The organism is Paraburkholderia lebeckiae, from assembly GCF_014201005.1.
Lineage (GTDB): Bacteria > Pseudomonadota > Gammaproteobacteria > Burkholderiales > Burkholderiaceae > Paraburkholderia > Paraburkholderia tuberum.
Genome location: NZ_JACHDK010000009.1, coordinates 43,625 through 66,657, shown reverse-complemented (window position 1 = coordinate 66,657; position 23,033 = coordinate 43,625). Strand labels below are relative to the sequence as shown.

Genomic DNA, 23,033 nt, shown 5'->3' with positions numbered 1-23,033 from the left:
ATCAATCAAATAGGATTTATCAATAATTCAAAAAATCTGATAATTTTTAATCATTTTTTCAGACACGTCATGTTCAAAAGCCTTTGCCATTTCGACATATTTCGTCTCGCCGCACGCATTAGTTAACCGATGCCGATTACGCGGTTCCATTACTCAGTTTAAAAACTCTGTTCAACGCAACAAGGATAGATCCATGAAGAAGGTCATTATCACCGCCGCCGCTCTGGCGGCTCTTTCGTCGTCGGTATTCGCAGCACCGGCTGCCGGTAACCCGGGCACGATCACCTTCAACGGCGAAATCGTCGCTGGCGCATGTGGTATCAGCGGCGACACGCTGGACCAGACGGTTAATCTCGGCCAGGTGCCGGCAGGCGATTTCACGAAGGTCGGTGACCGTTCGCAAGCGACCCCTGTCACCATCGTCCTGACCGACTGCGACACGACGACCGCGAAGAACGCGTACTTCACGTTCACGGGTACAAGCGACGGCGCAGTGCCGGGTCTGTTCGCCGTGACGGGCAGCGCCGGCAACGTCGGTATCCGCCTGCAAACGTCCGCAGGTGAATACCTCGACAACGGCGCCGAGCAGAAGTCAGCAATCGTGCTGTCAAACGGCAACAACACCGTTCGCTTCGGCGCGATGTACGAGTCGACCCAGGCAACGGTTACGCCGGGTGTTGCGGACTCGGTCGCCAACTTCACCGTTCGCTACCAGTAAGCCCCTGTCCAGCTAACCTGGTTGGCTGACACGAAAGGGGGCACACGCCCCCTTTCATCTTCCCCAGTGCGCGTTTCGTCCCCTCCCCGTTCTCAAGGCCTTTGCTGTGCGTATCAACAAGTCGCTATCGCGGCTGACCGAGTTGTCGGACGGTCGGCTGAACGTTCTGTCCGCACGTCTGAAGAAGTCTGTGCTGTGCATGTCCGCCATTCTGATAGGCAGTCATGCGCACGCCGTCGAATTCAACAAGGCCTTTCTGAGCGTGGACGACGCGAAGAATCTCGATCTCGCGCAGTTCTCGCACGCGGACTATACGGTTCCCGGGGATTATCTGCTGGATATCGCCGTCAACGATCAGTATCACGGGCGGCAGTCGATTACGTTCATCGAGGGCGACGAACCCGGCACGAGCTACGCATGCCTTCCGGAAGCGCTCGTCAAGAGTTTCGGCCTGAAGCCGAAGCTGTTCGAGACGCTGCCGCGCATTCACAGTGGCGAATGCGTGAAGCTCGATGAGATCGAGGGCGTCTCGGTCAAGTACGTAAAAAGCAGCGCAACCCTGAAGATCAACATTCCCCAGATCGCGTTCGAATACGACGATCCGAATTACATTCCGCGCGAACGCTGGAGCAACGGCATCGACGGCGCGATGCTCGATTACCATGTGATCGGCAGCACCAATCGCCAGTACTCCTCCGGCTACGGCGCGGCGCAAAACAATTCGCTGCAGACCTATGGCACGATCGGTGCGAACCTCGGTGCGTGGCGTTTTCGCGGCGACTATCAGGCGCAAACCAACTCCGGCAGCAACGGATTCGGCGGCTCGAACAACAATTTCCAGTTCAACCGCCTTTACGCGTTTCGCGCGCTGACCGGCATCCGCTCGACGGTTTCGGTCGGTGACAACTATCTGAATTCCGACATCTTCGACACCTTCGCGTACACCGGCGCGTCGCTGCAAAGCGATGACCGGATGCTTCCGCCGTCGATGCGCGGTTATGCACCGCTTGTGACCGGCGTCGCGCATTCGAACGCGACGGTTACCGTGTCGCAACAGGGCCGCGTGATGTACGCGACGAAAGTGTCTGCGGGCGCCTTCGCGCTGCAGGATATCAACGCGAACGTGCAGGGCACACTCGACGTCACGGTGCAGGAAGAAGACGGCTCGGTGCAGCATTTCACGGTCACGGCCGCGTCGGTGCCGTTCCTCGCGCGCCAGGGCGAGTTGCGCTACAAGTTCGCGACTGGGCAGCCGCGCCTGTTCGGCAGCCCCGGCATCACGCCGTGGTTTGGCTTCGCCGAGGCCGCGTACGGCCTGCCGCTCGACTTCACGCTGTACGGCGGCACGATCGACGCGTCGGGCTATAAATCGCTTGCGGTCGGTGTCGGCAAGGACCTCGGCCCGGCCGGTGCGGTCTCGGTCGACGTGACTACATCGAATGCGCGCCTGTGGTGGAACGGTCAGAGCCAAAATGGCCAGTCCTATCGCATCAACTACTCGAAGCACTTCGATTCACTCGACACCGACCTGCGCTTTTTCGGCTACCGCTTTTCCGACCGGACCTACACCACGTTTCCGCAGTTCAGCGGCGACCCGACTGCTTATGGCCTTGCCGGCAGCCGCCATCGCTTTTCGATGACGCTCGCCAAGCGCGTGTTCGGCGTCTCGACGTTCCTGTCCTACGACCATTCGAGTTACTGGGATCGCCCATCGGACGATCGCGTCGGCCTGACGCTTGCGCGTACCGTGTCGGTCGGCAAACTCAAGAACGTGTCGCTGAATTTTTCGGCGTTCCGCTCGACCGGGTCGACCGGCAATGGTAACCAGATCTTCGCATCCGCGACGATCCCGCTCGGCAATCGTCAGACCGCGTCGACGAGCGTGTCGTCGGTGAGTGGCGGCGGCGTCAACGTGAACGCGGGGCTGAGCGGCGACAACGGCGAAGGCCTCAGCTATTCGGTGCTCACCGGATCGTCCAGCGGCAGGCCGATGCTCAACGGCAACATTCGCAAGATGACTTCGGCGTATCAGGTCAGCATGCAGGCCTCGACGGTGGTGAATTCGTACGTCGCGGCATCGCTCGAACTCGACGGTTCGCTCGTCGCGACGAGCCACGGCGTGACGCCGCATGCCAACGGCAACAACGGCGACACTCGCCTGCTCGTGTCGACCGACGGCGTGGCGGAGGTGCCGCTGACCGGTGGACAGGCGCGCACGAACGCGGCCGGTCTGGCCGTGATCGGTTCGATCTCGCCGTTCGACACGTTCGACGCGCGCGTGAACGTCAACAAGATGGCTCTCGACACCCAGGTCACAAACCCCGTGCAGCGTCTCGTTCTGACCGACGGCGCGATCGGCTACGTGCATTTCGACGCGGCGCGCGGACGTAACGTGCTCGTCGCGTTGACGGCCTCCGATGGACGCGAGGTGCAGTTCGGCGCGTCTGTGGTCGATCACAAGTCCGGCAAGGAAGTGGGCATCGTCGGCGAGCACGGCGTCACCTACCTGTCGCAGATCCGGCCCGACAGCGAACTCGTCGTGCAGATCGACGGGAACACCGAGTGCCGGCTTGGCGATCTGCCGCAGAGCCCCGATATGGACGGGAACGCCACGCCCGTCTCCTGCAATCCGTTAAGCGGCAGCTCCAGCCGCCCCTGATCGAAGAGTCTTATGCCATGAATACTGGACGTTTCCACTCCCTGTTGTCCCGGCTTTGCGCCGCCATCGCGCTGGCCACCCCGCTCTTCTCGGACGCGGCAGTGGTACCGGACCGCACGCGCCTTGTCTTTGACGAAGGCGCGCAAGCCGCGAGCGTGACCGTCACGAACAAGAGCGCGAAGTATCCGTATCTGATCCAGTCCTGGATCGAGGACGAAAACGGCAAGAAAATTACCGCACCGTTCATGGTATTGCCGCCGCTGCAACGTATCGAAGCGAACGACCGCAACGTCCTGCGCGTCGTTCTGCTCCCCGGCAATACGCTGCCAACCGATCGCGAATCCGTGTTCTATCTGAACATCCGCGAAATTCCACCGACAACCGAGGCGGTGAACGCGTTGCAGATTGCGTTGCACTCGAAGCTGAAGCTGTTCTATCGGCCGAAGAACGTGCAGCCGAAACGCAACGAAGATCCAACCTTGCCGATGACGGTCAAGATCGATTCCGCTTCGCACAAGCTGACATTCGACAATCCAACGCCGCTTCATGTGTCCATTGTCGAACTGCACACCGGCGAGAAGAAGGCACCCGTGGCGTTCGACTCGGTCATGGTGGATCCGATGAACCAGACCAGCGTGCCGTTCAAGGAGGCCGCACCGACTACGCTGTACGTGACTCACATGAACGACTACGGCGGCCAGACCGAGGTCAAGTATGCCTGCGAGGCTGATACGTGCAGGAGTGTGCAGCAATGAACGGTCGAATTGAATGGGTAGCTACGCGGATATTGAGTGTCCGCAGTCTTGTCAGGATTCTGTTCGCGGTCGCGTTCTGTATGTCCGCGCAATCCGCATGGGCGCTTCGCTGCTTGACGAGTAGCGGGCAGGATTCGTTTACCGAATCAATTGGATCGGTGCAGACCTACCCGGAAAACGCACCGGACGGGACCATCATCTGGATTTCCCCCACGCGTACGACAACAGGCTATTGCTACAAGGATATCGGAGGAAGCGCCCTGACCCACACTGACCCGATCTATTTCTATCCGAATCCGAAGAATGTCAGTCTGTCTGGAGTGGAAATCGGTATCCGCTACCAGGGACGGGATTATTACGGTCAAACGAGTCAGGCTGGACAAGGGGTGCCGACAGGCTATGTCGTACCCAGATGCGCAAATACCACCTTTTCCAGCGCACAAGGATGCCCAAGGCTCCCGGTGAGCATTACCTATCAGGTGATCGTGCGCAAACAGGGGGCATGGGTCGGAACACTGCCCAACACTTACGCAGCCTTCCAGTTCGACGGGTTGAATGGCATCAACTGTTGCGCAACGAGCTTCGCCTATATCCTGAGCGGCCTCAGCGCGCTCGCGCCGACGCCATGCACGGTCGACGTAACGGTAACGCCTGAGCCAGGCATCGTGGATTTCGGTCAGGTGCAGGCAACGCCAACGGGATTCTCGCCAGTCAGGCCCACACGTCCGTTCAGTCTGTTGCTGCAGAAGAAGCAGTGCGATACGGGGGTCAACATACAGGGTTATTTCCAGACTTCGAATCCGGTGCAGAACAACCTGATATTGCCAGAGGCGGACAGTAACTTCGGAATAGGCGTTCAGGATGGCAATGGCAACCAGGTGCCGATTGGCGAGCCGTTCAACCTCCAGACCTTCGGCGCGACGCAGACGCAGGTCTCGCTGCCGTTCACCGCCACGCTCACTCCCCTGGGCGAACCGAAGATCGGACCGTTTACCGCAACGGCGACCGTCTTGATTCTGTACGACTGAATGAAACGCCCGGGGTGCTTCATGCACCCCGGAGCATGGATGGCTTCTTCACGCCGCGGTCGCTGTGATGGATCAACCCGTCCTGCTGCGCCGGCTGTCGCTCGTACAAGGCCTGCTCCAGTGCGTCCAGAACGACGTCCGTGCGCGCCGAGCTCGACACACGCCAGCCGACAATGCGTCAGGCGAACACGTCAATGATGAACGCAACATAGACGAAGCCCTGCCAGCTCGATACATAGGTAAAATCTGACACCCACAGCGCATTGGGCCGTTCGGCCGTGAATTGCCGGTTCACGAGATCCTTCGGGAACGGCGTCGAACCATCGCTCACTGTCGTGCGTACCGTCTTGCCCCGCACCACACCGCGCAGGCCCATCTGCTTCATCAGCCGCTCGACCGTGCAGCGCGCCGCGACAATGCCTTCCCGCTTCAATTGCGTCCAGACCTTGTCTGCGCCATACACCTGGAAATTTTCTTCCCACACGCGCCGGATCTCATCCTTGAGCATCCTGTCGCGCTGGGCCCGCGGCGGCACCAGGCCTGGATTGACGCGGCGGGCCACATGCGTGTAGTACGTCGACGGGGCAATTGGCAGCACCCTGCAGATCGGCTCGACCCCGGACTTTCCGGCATTCCTATTTCTCCAATTGAAGTTTGAGGCTCGAGTCATCGCGCGTCGAGTCTTACCCACCCCGCCCTTGCCCGCGATTTTCGGTCTGGCTATGCTGGCGGGTGCGCCGGCTGCCCGCAGGCGACCGCCCCAACCAGAACAACGCTCGAGAACCTGCCCATGTCCACCACCAGTCTGTTTTTCACCGCTGCCGGCGTCGGCCTCGCGATCGCCGCGCCGGTCGGCCCGATGGGCATGCTGTGCATCCGCCGAACGCTGAGCGGCGGTCCGCGAGCGGGACTCGCGATCGGCTTCGGCATCGCCAGCGGCGACGCGGCCTACGGGCTGATCGCGGCGCTCGGCCTCGTCGGCATTTCGCAGTTCATGCTCGCGTACGACCGCCCGCTGCATCTGCTCGCGGGCCTGTTCCTGCTGTATCTCGGCGTGCGCGCGCTGCTGCAGAAGCCGTCCGCTCAAACCGCCGACGGCAATGGCAATGGCAACGGCAAGCTCGCGCAGATCGGCCGCGCCGGCGCGCTGCGTGCGTACGCGAGCGCGCTGCTGTTGACGCTGACCAATCCGCAGACCGTCATCATGTTCGCGGCGCTATTCACGACGCTCGCGCCACGCGGCGCGTTCTCGCCGGCCATCGCGCTGACGACGGTCGGCGGTGTGTTCGCCGGCTCGATCGCATGGTGGTGCTGTCTGGTGACCATGGTGTCGCTCGCGCGTCACGCGATCGGCAGCAGGCTTCGCGTCGCGATCGATCGCGTGGTCGGCCTTACGCTCGCGGCGTTCGGCGTCGTCGAAATCCGCCGCGCGCTCTGAGCGGCACCTCACACGCCATGCGGCACTATGTGCCCTTCCTGACTATGTCTTGTAAGTCTGCGACAGCCCTGTTTTTAGGGAAGATGCGTGAGGTTTGATAGAGATAGTCTGACTCCTTCAATCACTGTCCGGAGTCGGGGAAGGCATCCGCGATGCAATACATCATCGAGAATAAGCAGCTTTATCACGAGCCACTGAAGCCTCACTTGCATCCCATATCAAATATTCGACTTCCTTCGTAGACGGAAGAGTAGAGAAACTATGTCGTGTGATTGGCTGGGCATGTCTGCTCCACAACCCGCAATCTTCGGCCGGTCGAGGAAGCTCGTCCACATTACCCGACATAGTCAGGAAGGGCACATAGTGCCGCCTATGTCTTCAACGATATAGGAGACACACCGGTGCCGTACACGCCGAACGCAGCCCGCTGCCAGAGGCGACGCGCTCACCCTGAGCAAGTGCCGCACGCTGGTGCGGCAGTTTTGCGACAATAGCGCCTTTCGCCGCTGAGGCGACAGCCGACGCGGCCGTGCGGCGCACCGCACGCCGCCGCACCCACCCGCCCCGGCGCGTACGCCGGTCTTGCCGCCCAACCCTTCACCCGCGCTGCGTCAGCTGTCCGCTCAATGGCTCTACCCCACATCAATCTGCTGTACTCCGTCTCCGGCCTGTTCGTCGGCTTTCTGGTCGGGCTGACGGGCGTCGGCGGCGGCTCGCTGATGACGCCGATCCTCGTCCTGCTGTTCAAGGTGCACCCTGCCACCGCGGTCGGCACCGACCTGCTGTACGCGGCCGCCACCAAGGCGACCGGCACGCTGGTGCACGGGCTGAAGGGCTCGGTCGACTGGCAGGTCACGCTGCGCCTCGCGGCCGGCAGCGTGCCCGCGGCGACCGTCACGCTGATCCTGCTGCATCGCTATGGAATGGATACGCCTGGCGCGGGCCGGCTGATCCAGGTCGTGCTCGGCGCGGCGCTGCTGATTACCGCGATCGCGCTGGTGTTCCGTCCGCAGCTCGCGGCGCTCGGCGCGCGCAAGCAACGCGCGCCGAGCCAGGCACGCACGCTCGCGCTGACCATGCTGACCGGCGCGACCCTCGGCGTGCTGGTGTCGTTGACGTCGGTGGGCGCGGGTGCGATCGGCGTGACGGTGTTGTTGCTGCTGTATCCGATGCTGCCGACGACGCGCATCGTCGGCTCCGACATCGCGCACGCGGTGCCGCTGACCTTGCTCGCGGGCGCCGGACATTGGCTGCTCGGCTCGATCGACTGGTCGATGCTGCTGTCGCTGCTGGTGGGATCGCTGCCCGGCATCGCGATCGGCAGCTATCTGGCCTCGCGCGCGCCGGATGCGCTGCTGCGCAATCTGCTCGCCGCGACGCTGACGCTGGTCGGCGTGCGGCTGGTGTTGTCGTGAGGCGCTGAAGACGCGTCAACCGCGCACGCCGCAACTCGTGTCTATTTGAAAAACCGGCAGGTCAGATCGGCCTCGAACTGCCTGACCCACTGACCGTGGCGGTCGTAATACGACTGTGACCAGCTGCCGCGCCGCACGGTGACGACGCGCTCGTGCGCCGGCTCACCGGGTGCCGCGCTCGCGCTGATGTGGAAATGCGCGGGCGCGAAACCGTGGCGCGCGCACACCAGTTCGAATGCCGCGCGATCGCCGATCGGCAGATCGATATAGCGAAACAGCGTGGTTTCCATGACCTTGGCTCCCCCTTCCCTGCTGGTCACAGTACGCCTCGCGATGCGTCGGTAATGTGTCGCAGCGCACGAATCCGCGACGGCTGCGCCTCCATCACGACCTATGCGTGCCGCAAGCCGCATTGCTGCGGTCCCGCAAACCTCGCGAGTGCCACGCGCCAAAACCGGCGGCGAAAAAAAAGCTCCGGCGATCATGCCGGAGCCTCCGAATTGATAGATAGACTTCGCGACGCGATGCAAGCGCGGCGTCAAACCGTCTTCGCGACGCCGACGACGGCGCCCATGCACCACGCCGCTGCGCACCACCGCGCGACGCGGCCCGTGCGGCGCCGCGCGCGCACGCGCATCGCTTACTGCTGCATCACGGTCAGCTTGTTCGACACCGACGTCACGCCCGCGACACCCTTGGCGGCTTCGCCGGCCGAATCGATCTGACCCTGGTCCGGCACCGTACCGGTCAGCGTCACCGCGCCGCCGCGCGCACGCACGGCGATGTTCGACACGTCGAGACCCTGGGTCTTGGTCAGCGCGGCGCGCACCTTGCGGCCGAGTTCGTGATTCGCGTGCTTGCCGGCCTTGACTGCGGCTGCCGCCGACGCCGTATCGGTTGCCGGAGCGTTTTGGGCGTAGACGTTGCACGCCATCACCATCGCCACAACCGGACCCAGTGCTTTCAGAAAACCGACCGTCTTCATAGCTCTCTTCTCCTTGGTTTCACATTGGACCGCATGAACAAGCGGCATCGTTACGACTACGGGCGGCCGTCCTCGCGCGAACGCGCGCGTGAGGTTCGGCCGGCAACGGCTGTGACACGATGTGCAAGAGGCGAGAGACGCCGATTACCAGTAACCGGCCAACCGCGACGTCCGCCGACGCACCCGGTTCTTGTCCGTCTTGCCGGGGTCGCGCCGCAAACGTTGGATCGCGGTAGCGATGCACAATTTAATCTAGCCGGCACAGAAGCGCAAAGGGTTTAGCGCGTGGCGTGGCGCGCCGACAGCGGGTGCGTCATGCGTGCCGGGTAGAAGCAGACACGCTCCGTGATCGCGCAAAAATTTGCACGGACATCAGGCCAGCGCTCATGCTGGCGTTCACCGCGACGCTCACCATTTGTTACGCGTTTGTCGGCGTGACGGGCGGCTACGCGTTTCGCGGCCGCGCCGATCTCAGGTACCATCGGCGCGACGCGTGCTGGCGCGCACCGCCCAGGCCGCCTTCGCGCATTCGAGCCCGATCGACCGCCGCTTTCAGATGATCCGATGAAGCCTGACACCGGCCGCACCCGCCCTACCCGTCTCGTCGCCCGTTTTGTCGCGATCTCGTGGCGCGACCTGGCGGTCTCGTTCGGCCCGCTCGTGCTGCTCGTGATCGTCGCAATCTGGGCCGCCGTGCGGCTGATCCAGCCCGCCCCGCCGAATACGCTGACGATTAGCGCCGGTCCCGTCGGCAGCACCTTCTGGATCGCCGCGCAGAAGTACAAGACGATCCTCGCGCGCAACCGCATCACGCTGAACGTGCTGGCCTCGCAGGGCTCGCAGGAAAATCTGAAGCGGCTGTTGGACCCGAACGCAAACGTCGACGTCGGTTTCGTGCAGAGCGGCATCGCGCCCGCCGGGCTCGACAAGGACAAAAGCCTGATGTCGCTCGGCAGCGTCGCTTACGTGCCGCTCGCGATCTTCTACCGCGGCGCCCCCGTCGACTGGCTGTCCGGGTTCAAGGGCGAACGCCTCGCGATCGGCCCCGAGGGCAGCGGCACGCGCGAGCTCGCGCTCGCGCTGCTGAAGGCCAACGGCATCGTGCCGGGCGGTCCGACCCAACTGCTGCCGCTGACGGGCGACGCAGCCGCCGACGCGCTGATCGACGGCACGATCGACGCGACCTTCCTCGCGGGCGACTCGGCGCAGCCGGCCGTGATGGGCAAGCTCTACCGCACGCAGAACGTGCGCTTCTACGATTTTTCGCAGGCCGACGCGTACACGCGCCGCTTTCCGTACCTGACGCAGCTGAAGGTACCGATGGGCGCCTTCGACCTCGGCAAGAACCTGCCGGCGAACTCGATCAGCATCGTCGCGCCGACCGCCGAGCTGATCGCGCGCGATTCGCTGCATCCGGCGCTGTCCGATCTGCTGATCGAAGCCGCGCGCGAGGTGCATGGCGGCGCGACGACGATGCAGCGCGCCGGCGAATTCCCCGCCCCGCTCGCGCACGACTTCCCGCTTTCCGACGACGCCGCGCGCTACTACAAGTCGGGCAAGAGCTTCCTGTACCGGACGCTGCCGTTCTGGATCGCGAGTCTCGCGGACCGCCTGCTGGTGATCATCGTGCCGCTGATCGTGCTGCTGGTGCCGGCGCTGCGCGTCGTGCCCGGGTTGTACGCGTGGCGCGTCAAATCGCGCATCTATCGCTGGTACGGCTCTCTGATCGCGATCGAGCGCAGCGCGCTCAGCGAACATTCGTCGGCCGAACGCGCGTCGCTGATCGAGCGGCTCGACGCGATCGAAGACTCGGTCAACGGCATGAAGATGCCGCTCGCGTACGCGGACCAGTTCTACGTGCTGCGCGAGCACATCGGCTTCGTGCGGCGACGGCTCACGCAAAGCCGCGACACGCGGGGCGGGCTGGACGAGGCCGACGAGCAGGCGGCCGATAAAGTCAAAGGCTGAGCGCCTCTGACGACACCGCCGGAACTACGCCCACCTGCCGCCACCAGGGGATATCGACCGGTGCAAGCCGGGACCGCACCTGGTAAGATCGCTACAATTTTGATGAGATAACGGACGCACCGTCCGCATCGTCCGACACAGGCAATCCGGGAGACATTTATGACCGTTGGCATCGACGCCCAACAGCGGCAGTGGTTTTACGATTTCGTCTCACCGTTCACCTACCTGTTGCTCGAGCAATACGACAAATGGCCCGGCTTCCAATTCGCGTTCACGCCGGTCGTGCTGAACGATCTGTATCGCCACTGGGGCCAGCGCTCCGCGTACAGCGTGCCCGCCAAGCGCACCTTCATGTACCGGCACGCGCTGTTTCGCGCGGAGCAGCTCGGCATTCCGTACAAAATGCCGCCCGCCCATCCCTTCGATTCGACGAAGCCGCTGCTGCTCGCGACCGCCGCGAACGGCGACGTGCAATTCGTGCGCGAGATTTTCCGCTTCATCTGGCGCGAGGGGCGCGATCCGTCGAGCGACGAAGCGTTCGCCGAGCTGTGCGAGCGCGTCGGCAAGCCGGACGGCCCGGAACTGATCCAGGACGAAGCCGTGCAGGCGCAATTGCAGCGCAATACCGCCGATGCGATCGAACTCGGCGTCTATGGCGTGCCGACGTTTCGTCTGAACGATCAGCTGTTCTGGGGCGAGGACGCGCTGCCGATGGTGCTGTACTGCGCGCGCACGCCGAACTGGCTCGAATCGCGCGAGGTGAAGCGGATCAGTTCGCTACCGTGGGGGCTGCCGGACAAACCAACACCGGCATAACACGGCTGATGCCGGCCATTCCGCGCCCGCCATGCCGCCGAAGCGCAAACGGGCCTAAGGTTAAGCTTTCGCACCCCATGCGCGCGCCGCGCGGCGAGCTCATCGGCAGCGCCCGCGCCACCACGCTTCGATCATGGACGACACCGCCGCCTCACTCGATATCTGGCTCGTGCGCGTGCTGCGCACGCTGCTCGTCGAGCGCAGCGTCACGCAGAGCGCGTTGCGGCTGAACCAGACCCAGCCCGCGATCAGCACGGCGCTGCGCAAGCTGCGCGAAACGCTCGGCGATCCGATTCTGGTGCGCGGCAAGTCGGGCATGGTGCCGACCGAATACGGCGAGTCGCTGCTCGCGGCCGCGCAGCGCGTGTTGCGCGATGTCGATTTCGTCGCGACGCCGCATGGCGATTTCGACCCGAGCCGCTCGCGCCGCACTTTTCGCGTCGCCGCGCCCGACTATCTGAACGACTTCTTCATGCCGACCGTGATCGCGCGGTTTCGCGAAGCGGCGCCGCATGCGCGGCTCGAAATCGAATCGCTGGGGCCGCTGCTCGATCATTCGGCCGCGCTCGAGGCCGGCGAACTCGATCTGGTGATCGGCAACTGGCCGAAGCCCGATCCGCGCTTCGAGCGCAGCGACCTGTTCGCCGATACCGTCGTATGCATGATGCGCGCGGACCATCCGCTGACACACGAGCCGCTCACCCGCGAAGCCTATCTGGCCGCGCCGCATCTCGCGCCGACGCCCTACAGCGGCGCGCGCGGCGGCGCGATCGATACCGGCTTCGCGCGGGCGAAGGCGAGCCGGCGCATCGTCGCGACGCTGCCCTACTTCGGGCTCGTCGCGCAGACGCTTCTGCAATCCGATCTGATCTTCACGACGACGCGGCGCTTCGCGATGCACTACGCGAGCATGTTGCCGCTCGCGGTGGTCGACGTGCCGATCGCGTTTCCGCGCATCCGCTGCTATCAGTTGTGGCATCCGCAGCCGGATCGGCCGAGCGATATAGGCTGGCTGAGGACGTTGATGTCCGAGGTGTCGGGTGAGCTGGTCGCGCGCAAGCCCCCGTCGCGCCGTATGGCCTAAACCGTGATCTGCGCCGTTGCGCGGACGTGGCTCGCGGCCTGCCGCAAAGCATCAACCGTCGCGGCCTGCCGTGTCCTCAGTCGCAGCAGTTGCGCGCACACCGCAATCGCGATCGCGGCAGGCGCCTTGTCGACGATCCCTTCGACGCCGATCGGGCAGGTCATCTCCGCGAGCCGCTCCAACTCCACGCCTCGTTCGAGCAGTCGCCGCTCGAACTTCACGCGCTTCGTGTTCGAGCCGATCATGCCGAAGTAGCTGAAATCACGCCGTCGCATGATGCGTGAGGCGAGCGAAAGATCGAGCGCATGGTTGTGCGTCATCACCAGAAACCACGCGCCGGGCGGCGCCGCGTCGACGATCGCCTCGGGCGTGTCGGTCGCTTCGACCTGCACGTTGGGCGGCGTTTCGTCGGGGAACAGCTCGTCGCGTTCGTCGACCCACTGGACCACGCACGGCAGGCTGCCGAGCAGATGCACGAGCGCATGGCCGACGTGTCCCGCGCCGAACAGCACGATATGCATCGGCGCCGGCCGCGGTGCAAGCTCGGGTCCGGTCCCGCCCGGACAACAATTCAGGCGTGCTTCCATATTGCGCTCCCAACTCGTTTGCCACTCGCCATCACGCCCGCCACGCGGCCGCCGTCGCGGCCCGCACCGCGCCGACCGCCTTCAGGATTTCCTCGCTGGTCGCGGGCGCATTGAGCGGCGGATCGACCTGATGGCCGCCGACCGCCGACACCGCGTCGCGCACCGCGAAGAACACCGAGAACGGCAGCAGCAGCGGCGGCTCGCCGGTCGCTTTCGAACGATGGATGCTGTCTTCCGCGTTGCGGTTCCTGAACAGCCTGACATTGAAAACCGGCGGCACGTCGTTGACGGTCGGGATCTTGTACGTCGAGGGCGCGTGCGTCATCAGCTTGCCGCCGGCGTCCCACCACAGCTCCTCGGTGGTGAGCCAGCCCATGCCCTGAATGAAGGCGCCTTCCACCTGGCCGACGTCGAGCGCCGGATTCAGCGAGGTGCCGACGTCGTGCAGCGCATCGGCGCGCAGCACGCGCATTTCGCCGGTCAGCGTGTCGATCACGACTTCCGATACCGCCGCGCCATACGAGTAGTAGTAGAACGGCCGTCCTTGCAGCTTCGACTGATCCCAGTAGAGCTTCGGTGTCGCGTAGAAGCCGTCGGACCACAACTGGATGCGCGCGAGATAAGCCTTCGCGACCACTTCCTCGAACCGGACGGCGACCTGGCCGACCATCACGCGATCATGCGCGAAGCGCACGTCTCGCGGGTTCACGCTGCCCGCGCCGAAGCGCTCGGCCGCGAACGCGGCGAGCCGCTCGCGCAACTGGCGCGCGGCGTCCTGCGCGGCTTTGCCGTTCAGGTCGGACCCGGTCGACGCGGCCGTCGCAGACGTATTGGCGACCTTGCTGGTATCGGTCGCGGTCACCCGAATCCGGTTGAAACCGACGCCGAGTTCATGCGCGACGACCTGCGCGACCTTCGTGTTCAGCCCCTGGCCCATTTCGGTGCCACCGTGGTTCACGAGCACCGAGCCGTCGGTGTAGATATGCACGAGCGCGCCGGCCTGGTTGAAGTGCGTGACGTTGAACGCGATGCCGAACTTGACCGGCGTGAGTGCCAGGCCCTTCTTCAGGATCTCGTTGTTCGCGTTGAATGCGTCGATCTCCTCGCGGCGCGCGCGATAGTCGCTGGTCGCTTCGAGCTCGGCGATCAGCTCGTGAATCACGTTGTCTTCGACCACCTGGCCGTACGGCGTCTGGTTGCGTTCGGTCTTGCCGTAGAGATTGCGGCGGCGCACGTCGAGCGCATCGATGCCGCACGAGCGCGCGACGTTGTCGAGGATGTACTCGATCGCGAACGCGCCCTGCGGGCCGCCGAAGCCGCGAAACGCCGTGTTCGACTGCGTGTTGGTCTTGCCGCAGAAGCCGTCGATCGAGACGTCCGACAGCCAGTACGCGTTGTCGAAGTGGCACAGCGCGCGCGTCATCACCGGGCCCGACAGGTCGGCGGAAAAGCCGCAGCGCGAGGTCATGTCGACCGCGACGCCTTCGATCGCGCCCTCTTCGTCGTAGCCGACTTCGTAGGTGTAGTGGAAATCGTGACGCTTGCCGGTCACCATCATGTCGTCGTCGCGATCCGGGCGCAGCTTGACCGGGCACAGCAGCTTCCACGCGGCGAGCGCGGCGCAGCAGGCGAACAGCGCCGACTGCGATTCCTTGCCGCCGAAACCGCCGCCCATGCGCCGGCATTCGATCAATACGTTATGCGATGCAACGCCCAACGTGTGCGCGACGAGGTGCTGCATTTCGGTCGGATGCTGGGTCGAGCAGTAGACGTGCATGCCGTCGTCGTCTTTCGGCACCGCGTACGAGATCTGCCCTTCCAGATAGAACTGCTCCTGGCCGCCGAGCAACATCTCACCGGCGTCGCGATGCGCGGCGCGCGCGATCTTCGTGCCGGCGTCGCCGCGCGCGAGCTTCATCGGCGGCAGCACGAACTGGTTCGCGGCGCGCGCCTGCTGCGCGCTCAGCACCGCCGGCAGTTCCTCGTAGGCCACCTCGGCGCGCCGTGCGCCGAGACGCGCCGCCTCGTGCGATGTCGCGACCACGATGAGCATCGGCTGGCCGACGTATTGCACGACGCCGTCGGCGAGGATCGGATCGTCGCCATGAACGATCGGGCCGACGTCGTTGACGCCGGGGATGTCGTCGGCGGTGAAGACCGCGACGACGCCGGGTGTCGCGCGCACCTTGTCGAGCGCGATCGAGACGATCTTCGCGTGCGCCTTCGACGACAGCGCCAGCGCCGCGTGCAGCGTGCCGGCCAGCTCGGGGATGTCGTCGGTGTAGGTCGCGCGGCCGCTTACGTGCAGATGCGCGGACTCGTGCGGACGCGACACGTGCACCTGGGTGAAGTCGTCGAGTTCCTGAAGCTCTTTCAGGAACGGTTCGGCTTGCTGGTTCATGGTTGTGTTCTCCGTATCCTTGAACGCGCGGCGCTCAGGCGCTCGCGCCGGCCGGCGCGACCGCGCGCACGTCGAGCGCGCTCTTCGGCAGCGGCTGCTGCGCGCGCGTTTCGAGCCAGAAGCGGTACAGCGTGTTCTTCGCCGCTTCGAGGCGGTAGTCGCTGCTCGCGCGCATGTCGGTGAGCGGCGCGTAGTCGGTGCCCAGCGCGAGCATCGCGGCCTGCGCGGTCGCCTCGTGCCATTCGGCGTCGCGCAGCACGGCTTCGGCCTGGAGCGCGCGCTTCGGCGTCGCGGCCATGCCGCCGAACGCGATGCGCGGCTCGCGGATCGCGTCGCCGTCGGCGATGAACGAGAACGCCACGCAGACGGCCGAGATATCCGAATCGAAGCGCTTCGACAGCTTGTAGGTACGAAAGCGCAGGTTCGCGCGCGCATCGCCGCGCGCGGGCACCTTCAGGCCGACGACGAACTCGTGCTCGGCCATGTCCTTCTTCTGATACGCGAGGTACAGGTCTTCGAGCGGCATCTCGCGCTCGATGTCGCCGCCGCGCACGATCACGCGCGCGCCGAGCGCGATCAGCCCCGGCATCGAATCGCCGATCGGCGAGCCGTTCGCGATGTTGCCGCCGAGCGTGCCGGCGTTGCGGATCGGCAGCGACGCGAAGCGCTGCCACATTTCGGTCAGCTCCGGGTACTGCTTCGCGATCTCGGCATACGCTTTTTCGACGCTGACGCCGGCGCCGATCTCGATCCAGTCGTCATTGGTTTCGAGCTTTTGCAGCTCGGCGACCTGTCCGACGTAGACGAGGTCGCCGAGCTCGCGCATCTGCTTGGTGACCCACAGGCCGATGTCGGTGCTGCCCGCGAGCAGGCGCGCGGCCGGTTCCTGCTGTTTGATCCGCGCGAGCGCCGCGACCGTGCGCGGCGCGGCGAAGCGCTGGCCCGCGTGCTCGTACTGAAACGTGTCGCGGCGTTCGAGCGTCGCGAGCGTGTCGGCGAGCGCCTTTACGTCGACTGGCGCTCGCGGCGCGGGCGCGTCGAACATGCGCTCGGCCGCATCGACGATCGGCCGGTAGCCGGTGCAGCGGCACAGGTTGCCGGTCAGCGCATTGCCGATCGCCTCGCGCGACGGCACCGTGCGGTTCGCGCAGCCATGCTCGTGGCCGTGCTTCTCGTAGAGCGCCCACATCGACATGATGAAGCCCGGCGTGCAGAAGCCGCACTGCGAGCCGTGGCAGTCGACCATCGCCTGCTGCACCGGATGCAGCGAGCCGTCCGGCTGGCGCAGGTCTTCGACCGTGAAGAGCGCGCGGCCGTCGAGGGTCGGCACGAACTGGATGCAGGCGTTGACCGCCTTGAAGTCGACGCCGCCCGCCGGATTGCGCTCGCCGATCACGACGGTGCAGGCGCCGCAGTCGCCTTCGGCGCAGCCCTCCTTGGTGCCGGTGCAATGCGCGTCCTCGCGCAGATACTGCAGCACCGTGCGGGTGACGGGCGCGTCCTCGATTTCGCGGATCGCGTTGCGGTGATAGAAACGAATCGGCTCGGTCATGTTTCGGTGCTCTCGTCTGTTCTGGGTGCGCGCGGACGCGCCGCATCGATGGTTTGAAAGCTATCACCGTCAATAAACCTTACCCATAGCCTGAATCGCATGGGGGACATATTGTTCGCGCGATATAACCCACCATTGATTCGTCCCATTTTTTAGGCAAACCCTGCAAAGGAATCGGTTCCATGGGAGAATCACGCCTTCCCGCCGAATTCAAGTCTGGTTTTCCCGATGTCCACCGACTCCGCGTCCGCCCGCAGCGAATTTGCGACGACCCTGCAGATCATTCCGGTCGTCTTTTTCACCTTTCTTTGCTACCTCGCGATCGGTATTCCGCTCGCGGTGCTGCCCGGTTATGTGCACGCCGACCTCGGCTACAGCGCGGTGCTGGCCGGCGCGGCGATCAGCGTGCAGTACCTCGCGACGCTCGCGTCGCGGCCGCTCGCGGGTCGCTCGGCCGATACGCTCGGGCCGAAGCGCACGGTGTCGATCGGTCTGCTCGGCTGCGGCGCGAGCGGCGTGCTGCTGTTGCTCGCCGCGCTGACCGCTCACTGGCCGGGGCTGAGCCTCGCACTGCTCGTGTGCAGCCGGCTCGTGCTCGGTTTCGGCGAAAGTCTGTGCGGCACCGGCGCGATCCTGTGGGGGATCGGCCGGGTCGGCACGTCCAACAACGCCCGCGTGATCTCGTGGAACGGCATCGCGACGTACGGCGCACTCGCGATCGGCGCACCGCTCGGCGTGATGATCTCGCGCTCGATCGGCTTTAGCGCGCTCGGCATTCTGGTGATCGCACTCGCGGGGCTCGGCTATTACCTCGCGCGTCTGATCGCGCCGGTGCCGGTCGTGCACGGCGAGCGGATGTCGTATCGCAGCGTGTTGACGCGCGTGCTGCCGCACGGTATGGGTCTCGCGCTCGGCTCGGCCGGCTTCGGTTCGATCGCGACCTTCATCACGCTGTTCTATGCGGCGAAGCACTGGCCGAATGCGGCGCTGTCGCTGACGCTGTTCGGCACGCTGTTCGTCGGCGCGCGCCTGCTGTTCGCGAACACGATCAAGACCTATGGCGGCTTTCGTGTCGCAATCGTGTCGTTCTCGTTCGAATGCGCGGGTCTGTTGATGCTGTGGCTCGCGCCCGAGCCGCATATCGCGCTCGCGGGCGCCGCGCTGACCGGCTTTGGCTTCGCGCTGGTGTTTCCGGCGCTCGGCGTCGAGGCGGTCGGGCTCGTGCCGCCGGCGAGCCGCGGCGCGGCACTGTCCGCGTACTCGGTGTTTCTCGATCTGTCGCTCGGGATTACCGGGCCGCTGGCGGGGTATATCGCCGGCGAGTTCGGTTACGGCTCGGTGTTCCTGTTTGCCGCGATCGCGGCTGCCGCGGCGGTCGTGCTGTCGACGGTGCTGTATCTGCGCACCGCGAAAGTAACCAGTCTGTCGACCGCGCAGTAAGCCCTCGCAGTGAACGCGCGCAACGAACGCGCGGCGCTGACGCAACAAGGCCGCGACGCGCAAAGTCTTCACGAGGCGCGCCGCGGCCGTTCGATCCCGCTGTCCATCTTCGCGGCTATTCCCTCTCCGCCGCCATCTCCTGCTTGATCGTCGTCTGCGCGCGCACCGCGATCTGGCCGTGATTGATTCGGCTCGACACGTTGTACACGCCGATCAGCATGAACAGCTCGGTCGCGGCCACCGAGCACGCGGTGCCGACACCGCCCCAGAAGTAGATGCTGATCGGTGCCTGCACCAGATGGAACAGCGCGCCGTAGATATAGATCCGCTTCAGCAACGACTGATTGCCCGACGCGATGATCGTCAGCATCACCTGGGTCGTCGTCATGCCGACGATCGCCGGCACGAACACGAGAATGCGCAAAATGCGGAAAGTCTCGCCGAATGCCTCGCCGAGAAAACGTCCGACGAACCATTCGCCGAGCACCGTAAAGCCGACCAGAATCAGCACCGCCGACGCCGCGAACGCGAGCATGAAGCCGCGGTTGACCTTGTGGATATAGGCGATGTCGTTGCGCTCGTAAGCGACGCAGATCTTCGGAAAGAACGCCTGGATGGCCGGCGCCGTGCACGCGCGTAGCGCGTTGGTGAGTCGCTCGGCCGCCACGTAATAGCCGACTGCGCCCGGGCCGCTGATCATGCGCAGCATGATCACGTTCGCGTACATGTACACGGACGTCAGCGCCGAACCGAGAAAGATGTGATACGCCTCTTTCGCCTCGGCCATCACGTCGGCCCAAGTGACCCGCACGGTCAGCAGGATCTCGCGCTTCCAGATCAGCGCGCCCATCAGGATCACGCCGCACACGAAGGTCGGCGCATATTGCAGAGCGGCCGCGAGCATCACGTCGTCGCGAGTCCTCACGAACAGGAACAACGGAATCAGCAGACCCACGCGCGTCGCGAGCAGCGTGCCCGCGAGCACCGGCAGGCGCTGCGTGCCTTCGTAGAAGCAGCCGGGCGTCAGCACGCCGCCCCAGATCACGAGCGAGCCCAGCAGCGTCGCACCGCGCTCCTGCGGCGACATGTGCGCGGCGAAGGCCCAGCCGACCAGCACCAGCGAGCACAGCAACGCGAGAATCGTGCGGCCGATCGTGGTCGACCAGTAGATGCGGTTCACGACCTCCGGGTTATCGATGTGCACCGCCACCTTGCGCGCGCTCGACAGGCCGAAGCCGAAGTCGACGATGACGAGAAGAATCTGCGAAATCGATTGCGCGTAACCGATCACGCCCAACCCGGCCGGCCCAAGTACGTGCGACAGATATGGCAACGTAACGAGCGGCAGCACGTAGTTCAGTGCGTACACCGAATACAGCGCGATGATGACGTTTCTCGTCGACACAATCGTCCTGTCTGCAGTAGGCGGTTAAAACTCAGGTCGAAAAAACAGAATACGACACGAAAGCAGGTTCACTTAGTGCGACATCGATCTTGTTGTAGCGATCGTCTTCGCCATTTGCGTTCAACACCGCGCCCTTCACCGCATTGCCGATCAGATTGCTTACCACGGTCTTGTAGTTGGCGTCGGTTGCGTCGGTTGCGAACAGGATTTCGGCGAGTAGAGCATGGCCGCGTGTGGCCGCGCGCAACACCACCCGGCCCGAGGTCGAGCGCAGCACGTTGATCGAGATGCGCGTCGTCTCCTGCGATACGCTCTGGTTTCCGCAATGCAGCGCCGCCGCGACACCGCCGCGTTCGTAGCCGACGCCGAGATTCAGCGCATGCACGAGGCTCGCGTCCTTGCCGCCCGCGATCGCGCCGCCGCCCGGATACGCCTTGGCGTAACCGACGATCGTGTCACCCGCGCGATCGCCGAAATTGCCCTGAATCGTGATGCCGTCGAGCGGTGTGCTGCCCGGCGCGGTCGAACTGCCGTACACGAACTGCGGGCCGTCGCAGCCGGCGTTCTCGTCGTCCTGGCCGGGACGGTAGCGATTGCCGACGATCGTCGCCGCCTGCTGGTAATCGATCTGGATGTGGCAACTCTGACCGGGCGGCACATCGAGGTACGACGGATGGCCGCGCGTCGAGAATTTCCAGCGGCCGATCTTGCCGTCGCCGCCGCAACCGTTGCGCGAGAAGTAATTGCCGTTCACCACCTTGCCCCAGTTGCCGCTCTTCATATAGACGCCGGCAAAGCCATTGCGATCGAACACCGCGCCGACGATCAGCGACTCCGCACCGAGAATCACGCCGTGTCGCGCGTTCCATTCCCAGCGTCCGCCGATCACCTGCCAGAAGTTGTCGACGATATCGGCGCCGGCCGTATGGCAGAACATGCCGACGCAATTGATCAGCGAGCCGTCGGTGTGCTCGGTCGCGTAGAAGCCGCGCTCGCACATGTACGCATAGCAGCGCTCGAGCGTCGAGGTGACGCCGAGTTCGTAGCCCGCGCGCGAAAAACCGATCGCCGTGCAACGACTAGCCCCCGCCGACGTACCGAAGTGGATGCCGATCGCCGTGTTGCCGGTGTGCGCCGGATAGTTGGCGAGGTAGTAGATGACCTTGTCGTAATGCGCCGGCCGCACCTGCACATGCTCGACGAACGCCGAGTCGCCGAGCGTCAGCGCCGCCGACCTCGGGCCGCCCGAGTCCTGTCTCTCCAGCACGGTCGCCCCCATCGCGATGTCGGTGATCACCACGTATTCGCCGCCGCCGTCGCCGCGCAGTCTCGAGCCGTTCGCGGTGGCCAGGTCGCCGGTGTAACGCCAGATGCCGCGCGGTAGATACAGCCCGCGCGCGCCGCTCGCGAACGCTTCCCTGAGTTCAGCGCCGCAGTCGTAACCGGACGCGCCGCGCTGAATCGCCGCCAGCCGGTGCGGATCGACGAAGCGCGCGACGCTGACCTCGAGTCCCGCGACGATATCGCTGAGCGTCTTCAGATAGCTCGGCGCAACCGGTTCCGATGCGGCACGCTCGGGCACGGACGCGGCGACGCGCAGGATGCCGCCGGCACCGTCGCCCGCGCCGTTGCCCATACTCGCGAACGCGTCGCGCTCGCGCAGCGCGTGCCCCGTCGCGCGCGCGACGCCCAAATCGGCTGTGCTTGCACTGGCCCCGGCCAGGCCGCCGAGCAGGAACGTCTTGAGCGCCTGTCGCCGGGTTTTCATCTAGTCTTCCCCCATTGCGTTACTCCGTTCTTTTTTCACGTCGAGAGATCGACAGGCGTCACTCCACCGTGATGCTTTGCGCCTGCTCGGCGGCCACCGGACGCGCGCTCACGGTCATGGGGACCGGCAACGCACGCGCCTTCGCGCCGCGAATCAGGCCCTGCACGCCTGGCGGTCTGAACAGCGGCACACGATACTTGCGGCTGAAACGCCACAAGCTGTTCATATGCCGGCGCCCCGCCTTACTCAGGAAGCCCGCTGCCGACGCACGCTGATGCTCGTGCGTGAGTCGCGCGCCCGGCACGCACAGCACGCGGTAGCCCGCCTGCCAGATGCGTGCGCAAAAATCGACGTCCTCCATATAGAGAAAGAAGTGCTCGTCCATGCCGCCGAGTTCGCCGAATAACGCGCGCCGCACGATAAAGCCCGTGCCCAGCACCCAGTCGGCCTCGAACGGCGTGCCCGCGGCCCACGCTTCGCGCATCATGTGGTTGTCGATGCGGCGCTTGAACGCGCCGAGCCGCCCGAGCGGCGAACGCCGGCCGAGTATGTCGAGCACCGAATAAAAGCGCCGCGCGGAAAACTGCCGCTCGCCATCCGGATAGACCAGATCGAGACCGACGAGGCCGACATCCTTCTCCGTTCTGAACAACTGCACCGCGTTTTCGAGCGATGTATCGACGAAATAGGTGTCCGGGTTCAGCACGAGCACGAGTTCGCGCAGACAACCGACCATGCCGAAATTGACGCCGGCGCCGAAGCCGCGATTGATCGACGTTTTGACGAGCCTCACTCCCGTCGGAAGCGTCTCCCTCAGATAGGAAAACGAATTGTCGGGTGACGCGTTGTCCACCACGACGATGTCCTCCTTATCCGCAATCGAAAGTTCGAGCACGGAGCGAACGCAATTTCCGACCAGTTTTGGCGTGTTGTAATTGACGATCACAACGCTAAACATTCCCTTCAGGTTCATCCCCACCTCCTGCTTTACATCAGGTGTTCGTGGAATTACCC

The 23,033-nt window shown here is 64.5% G+C and carries 18 protein-coding genes and 1 pseudogene; 10 read left to right on the top strand and 9 right to left on the bottom strand.

What is annotated here, in order from left to right:
• Positions 1-193 precede the first annotated feature (193 nt).
• The 4 genes from HDG39_RS18840 to HDG39_RS18825 all read left to right on the top strand — a co-directional run bounded on the left by HDG39_RS18840 (position 194) and on the right by HDG39_RS18825 (position 5,160).
• Positions 194-718 carry a fimbrial protein gene (locus tag HDG39_RS18840; RefSeq protein ID WP_184007595.1) on the top strand — a complete coding sequence of 175 codons (525 nt, stop codon included), beginning with the start codon at positions 194-196 and terminating at the stop codon, positions 716-718.
• A gap of 199 nt (positions 719-917) precedes the next feature.
• Positions 918-3,377 carry a fimbria/pilus outer membrane usher protein gene (locus HDG39_RS18835; protein WP_184007940.1) on the top strand — a complete coding sequence of 820 codons (2,460 nt, stop codon included), beginning with the start codon at positions 918-920 and terminating at the stop codon, positions 3,375-3,377.
• Between the two features lie 17 nt (positions 3,378-3,394).
• Positions 3,395-4,132, top strand: a complete 738-nt coding sequence (locus tag HDG39_RS18830) for a fimbrial biogenesis chaperone (protein ID WP_184007593.1) — start codon at positions 3,395-3,397, stop codon at positions 4,130-4,132.
• The gene (locus tag HDG39_RS18825; protein WP_184007591.1) at positions 4,129-5,160 is read left to right on the top strand and encodes a fimbrial protein; all 1,032 of its coding nucleotides are present in this window, start codon (positions 4,129-4,131) and stop codon (positions 5,158-5,160) included. The genes HDG39_RS18830 and HDG39_RS18825 overlap by 4 nt, the downstream gene beginning before the upstream one ends.
• A gap of 52 nt (positions 5,161-5,212) precedes the next feature.
• On the opposite strand, the pseudogene HDG39_RS18820 reads toward HDG39_RS18825, so the two are convergent.
• Positions 5,213-5,779, bottom strand: a pseudogene (locus HDG39_RS18820) (IS3 family transposase); the annotation flags it as partial.
• Between the two features lie 171 nt (positions 5,780-5,950).
• Here HDG39_RS18820 and HDG39_RS18815 point away from each other — a divergent pair.
• Both HDG39_RS18815 and HDG39_RS18810 read left to right on the top strand, forming a co-directional pair.
• The gene (locus HDG39_RS18815; RefSeq protein ID WP_184007588.1) at positions 5,951-6,598 is read left to right on the top strand and encodes a LysE family translocator; all 648 of its coding nucleotides are present in this window, start codon (positions 5,951-5,953) and stop codon (positions 6,596-6,598) included.
• A 626-nt stretch (positions 6,599-7,224) separates the two neighbouring features.
• Positions 7,225-8,013, top strand: a complete 789-nt coding sequence (locus tag HDG39_RS18810) for a sulfite exporter TauE/SafE family protein (RefSeq protein WP_184007586.1) — start codon at positions 7,225-7,227, stop codon at positions 8,011-8,013.
• A gap of 41 nt (positions 8,014-8,054) precedes the next feature.
• On the opposite strand, the gene HDG39_RS18805 is transcribed toward HDG39_RS18810, so the two are convergent.
• On the bottom strand, positions 8,055-8,303 hold the full coding sequence (locus HDG39_RS18805; protein ID WP_184007584.1) for a hypothetical protein: 249 nt from the start codon (positions 8,301-8,303) through the stop codon (positions 8,055-8,057).
• A 350-nt stretch (positions 8,304-8,653) separates the two neighbouring features.
• Positions 8,654-8,998, bottom strand: coding sequence for a BON domain-containing protein (locus tag HDG39_RS18800; protein ID WP_184007582.1), 345 nt, complete (start codon positions 8,996-8,998; stop codon positions 8,654-8,656).
• Between the two features lie 564 nt (positions 8,999-9,562).
• On the opposite strand from HDG39_RS18800, the gene HDG39_RS18795 reads away from it, so the two are divergent.
• The 3 genes from HDG39_RS18795 to HDG39_RS18785 all read left to right on the top strand — a co-directional run bounded on the left by HDG39_RS18795 (position 9,563) and on the right by HDG39_RS18785 (position 12,866).
• Positions 9,563-10,966, top strand: coding sequence for a TAXI family TRAP transporter solute-binding subunit (locus tag HDG39_RS18795; RefSeq protein ID WP_184007580.1), 1,404 nt, complete (start codon positions 9,563-9,565; stop codon positions 10,964-10,966).
• Between the two features lie 159 nt (positions 10,967-11,125).
• Positions 11,126-11,782: a 2-hydroxychromene-2-carboxylate isomerase gene (locus HDG39_RS18790; RefSeq protein WP_184007578.1), complete on the top strand. Its 657-nt coding sequence runs from the start codon at positions 11,126-11,128 to the stop codon at positions 11,780-11,782.
• 133 nt (positions 11,783-11,915) lie between these two features.
• Complete coding sequence (locus HDG39_RS18785; protein ID WP_184007577.1) at positions 11,916-12,866, top strand: LysR substrate-binding domain-containing protein; 951 nt, start codon at positions 11,916-11,918, stop codon at positions 12,864-12,866.
• Here HDG39_RS18785 and xdhC read toward each other — a convergent pair.
• From xdhC to xdhA, 3 genes are read right to left on the bottom strand one after another with little or no spacing between them, the layout of a single operon-like run.
• Entirely contained in the window at positions 12,863-13,453 is a 591-nt protein-coding gene (xdhC, locus tag HDG39_RS18780) for a xanthine dehydrogenase accessory protein XdhC (protein ID WP_184007575.1), read from the bottom strand. The genes HDG39_RS18785 and xdhC overlap by 4 nt on opposite strands.
• A 31-nt stretch (positions 13,454-13,484) precedes the next feature.
• A complete protein-coding gene (gene xdhB / locus HDG39_RS18775) occupies positions 13,485-15,854 on the bottom strand; it encodes a xanthine dehydrogenase molybdopterin binding subunit (RefSeq protein ID WP_184007573.1) in 2,370 nt (789 codons plus the stop codon).
• A 34-nt stretch (positions 15,855-15,888) separates the two neighbouring features.
• A complete protein-coding gene (xdhA, locus tag HDG39_RS18770; protein WP_184007571.1) occupies positions 15,889-17,406 on the bottom strand; it encodes a xanthine dehydrogenase small subunit in 1,518 nt (505 codons plus the stop codon).
• Positions 17,407-17,634: 228 nt separating this feature from the next.
• On the opposite strand from xdhA, the gene HDG39_RS18765 reads away from it, so the two are divergent.
• A complete protein-coding gene (locus HDG39_RS18765) occupies positions 17,635-18,846 on the top strand; it encodes an MFS transporter (RefSeq protein WP_184007569.1) in 1,212 nt (403 codons plus the stop codon).
• A 115-nt stretch (positions 18,847-18,961) separates the two neighbouring features.
• Here the strand turns inward: HDG39_RS18765 and HDG39_RS18760 are convergent, their stop codons facing one another.
• The 3 genes from HDG39_RS18760 to HDG39_RS18750 are packed head-to-tail and all read right to left on the bottom strand — an operon-like array spanning position 18,962 to position 22,992.
• The gene (locus HDG39_RS18760; protein ID WP_184007566.1) at positions 18,962-20,251 is read right to left on the bottom strand and encodes an oligosaccharide flippase family protein; all 1,290 of its coding nucleotides are present in this window, start codon (positions 20,249-20,251) and stop codon (positions 18,962-18,964) included.
• Positions 20,252-20,282: 31 nt separating this feature from the next.
• Positions 20,283-22,019 (bottom strand): hypothetical protein, encoded by a 1,737-nt coding sequence (locus tag HDG39_RS18755; RefSeq protein ID WP_184007564.1) that lies wholly within the window; start codon positions 22,017-22,019, stop codon positions 20,283-20,285.
• A 58-nt stretch (positions 22,020-22,077) separates the two neighbouring features.
• Positions 22,078-22,992 carry a glycosyltransferase family 2 protein gene (locus HDG39_RS18750; protein WP_184007562.1) on the bottom strand — a complete coding sequence of 305 codons (915 nt, stop codon included), beginning with the start codon at positions 22,990-22,992 and terminating at the stop codon, positions 22,078-22,080.
• Positions 22,993-23,033: the final 41 nt, after the last annotated feature.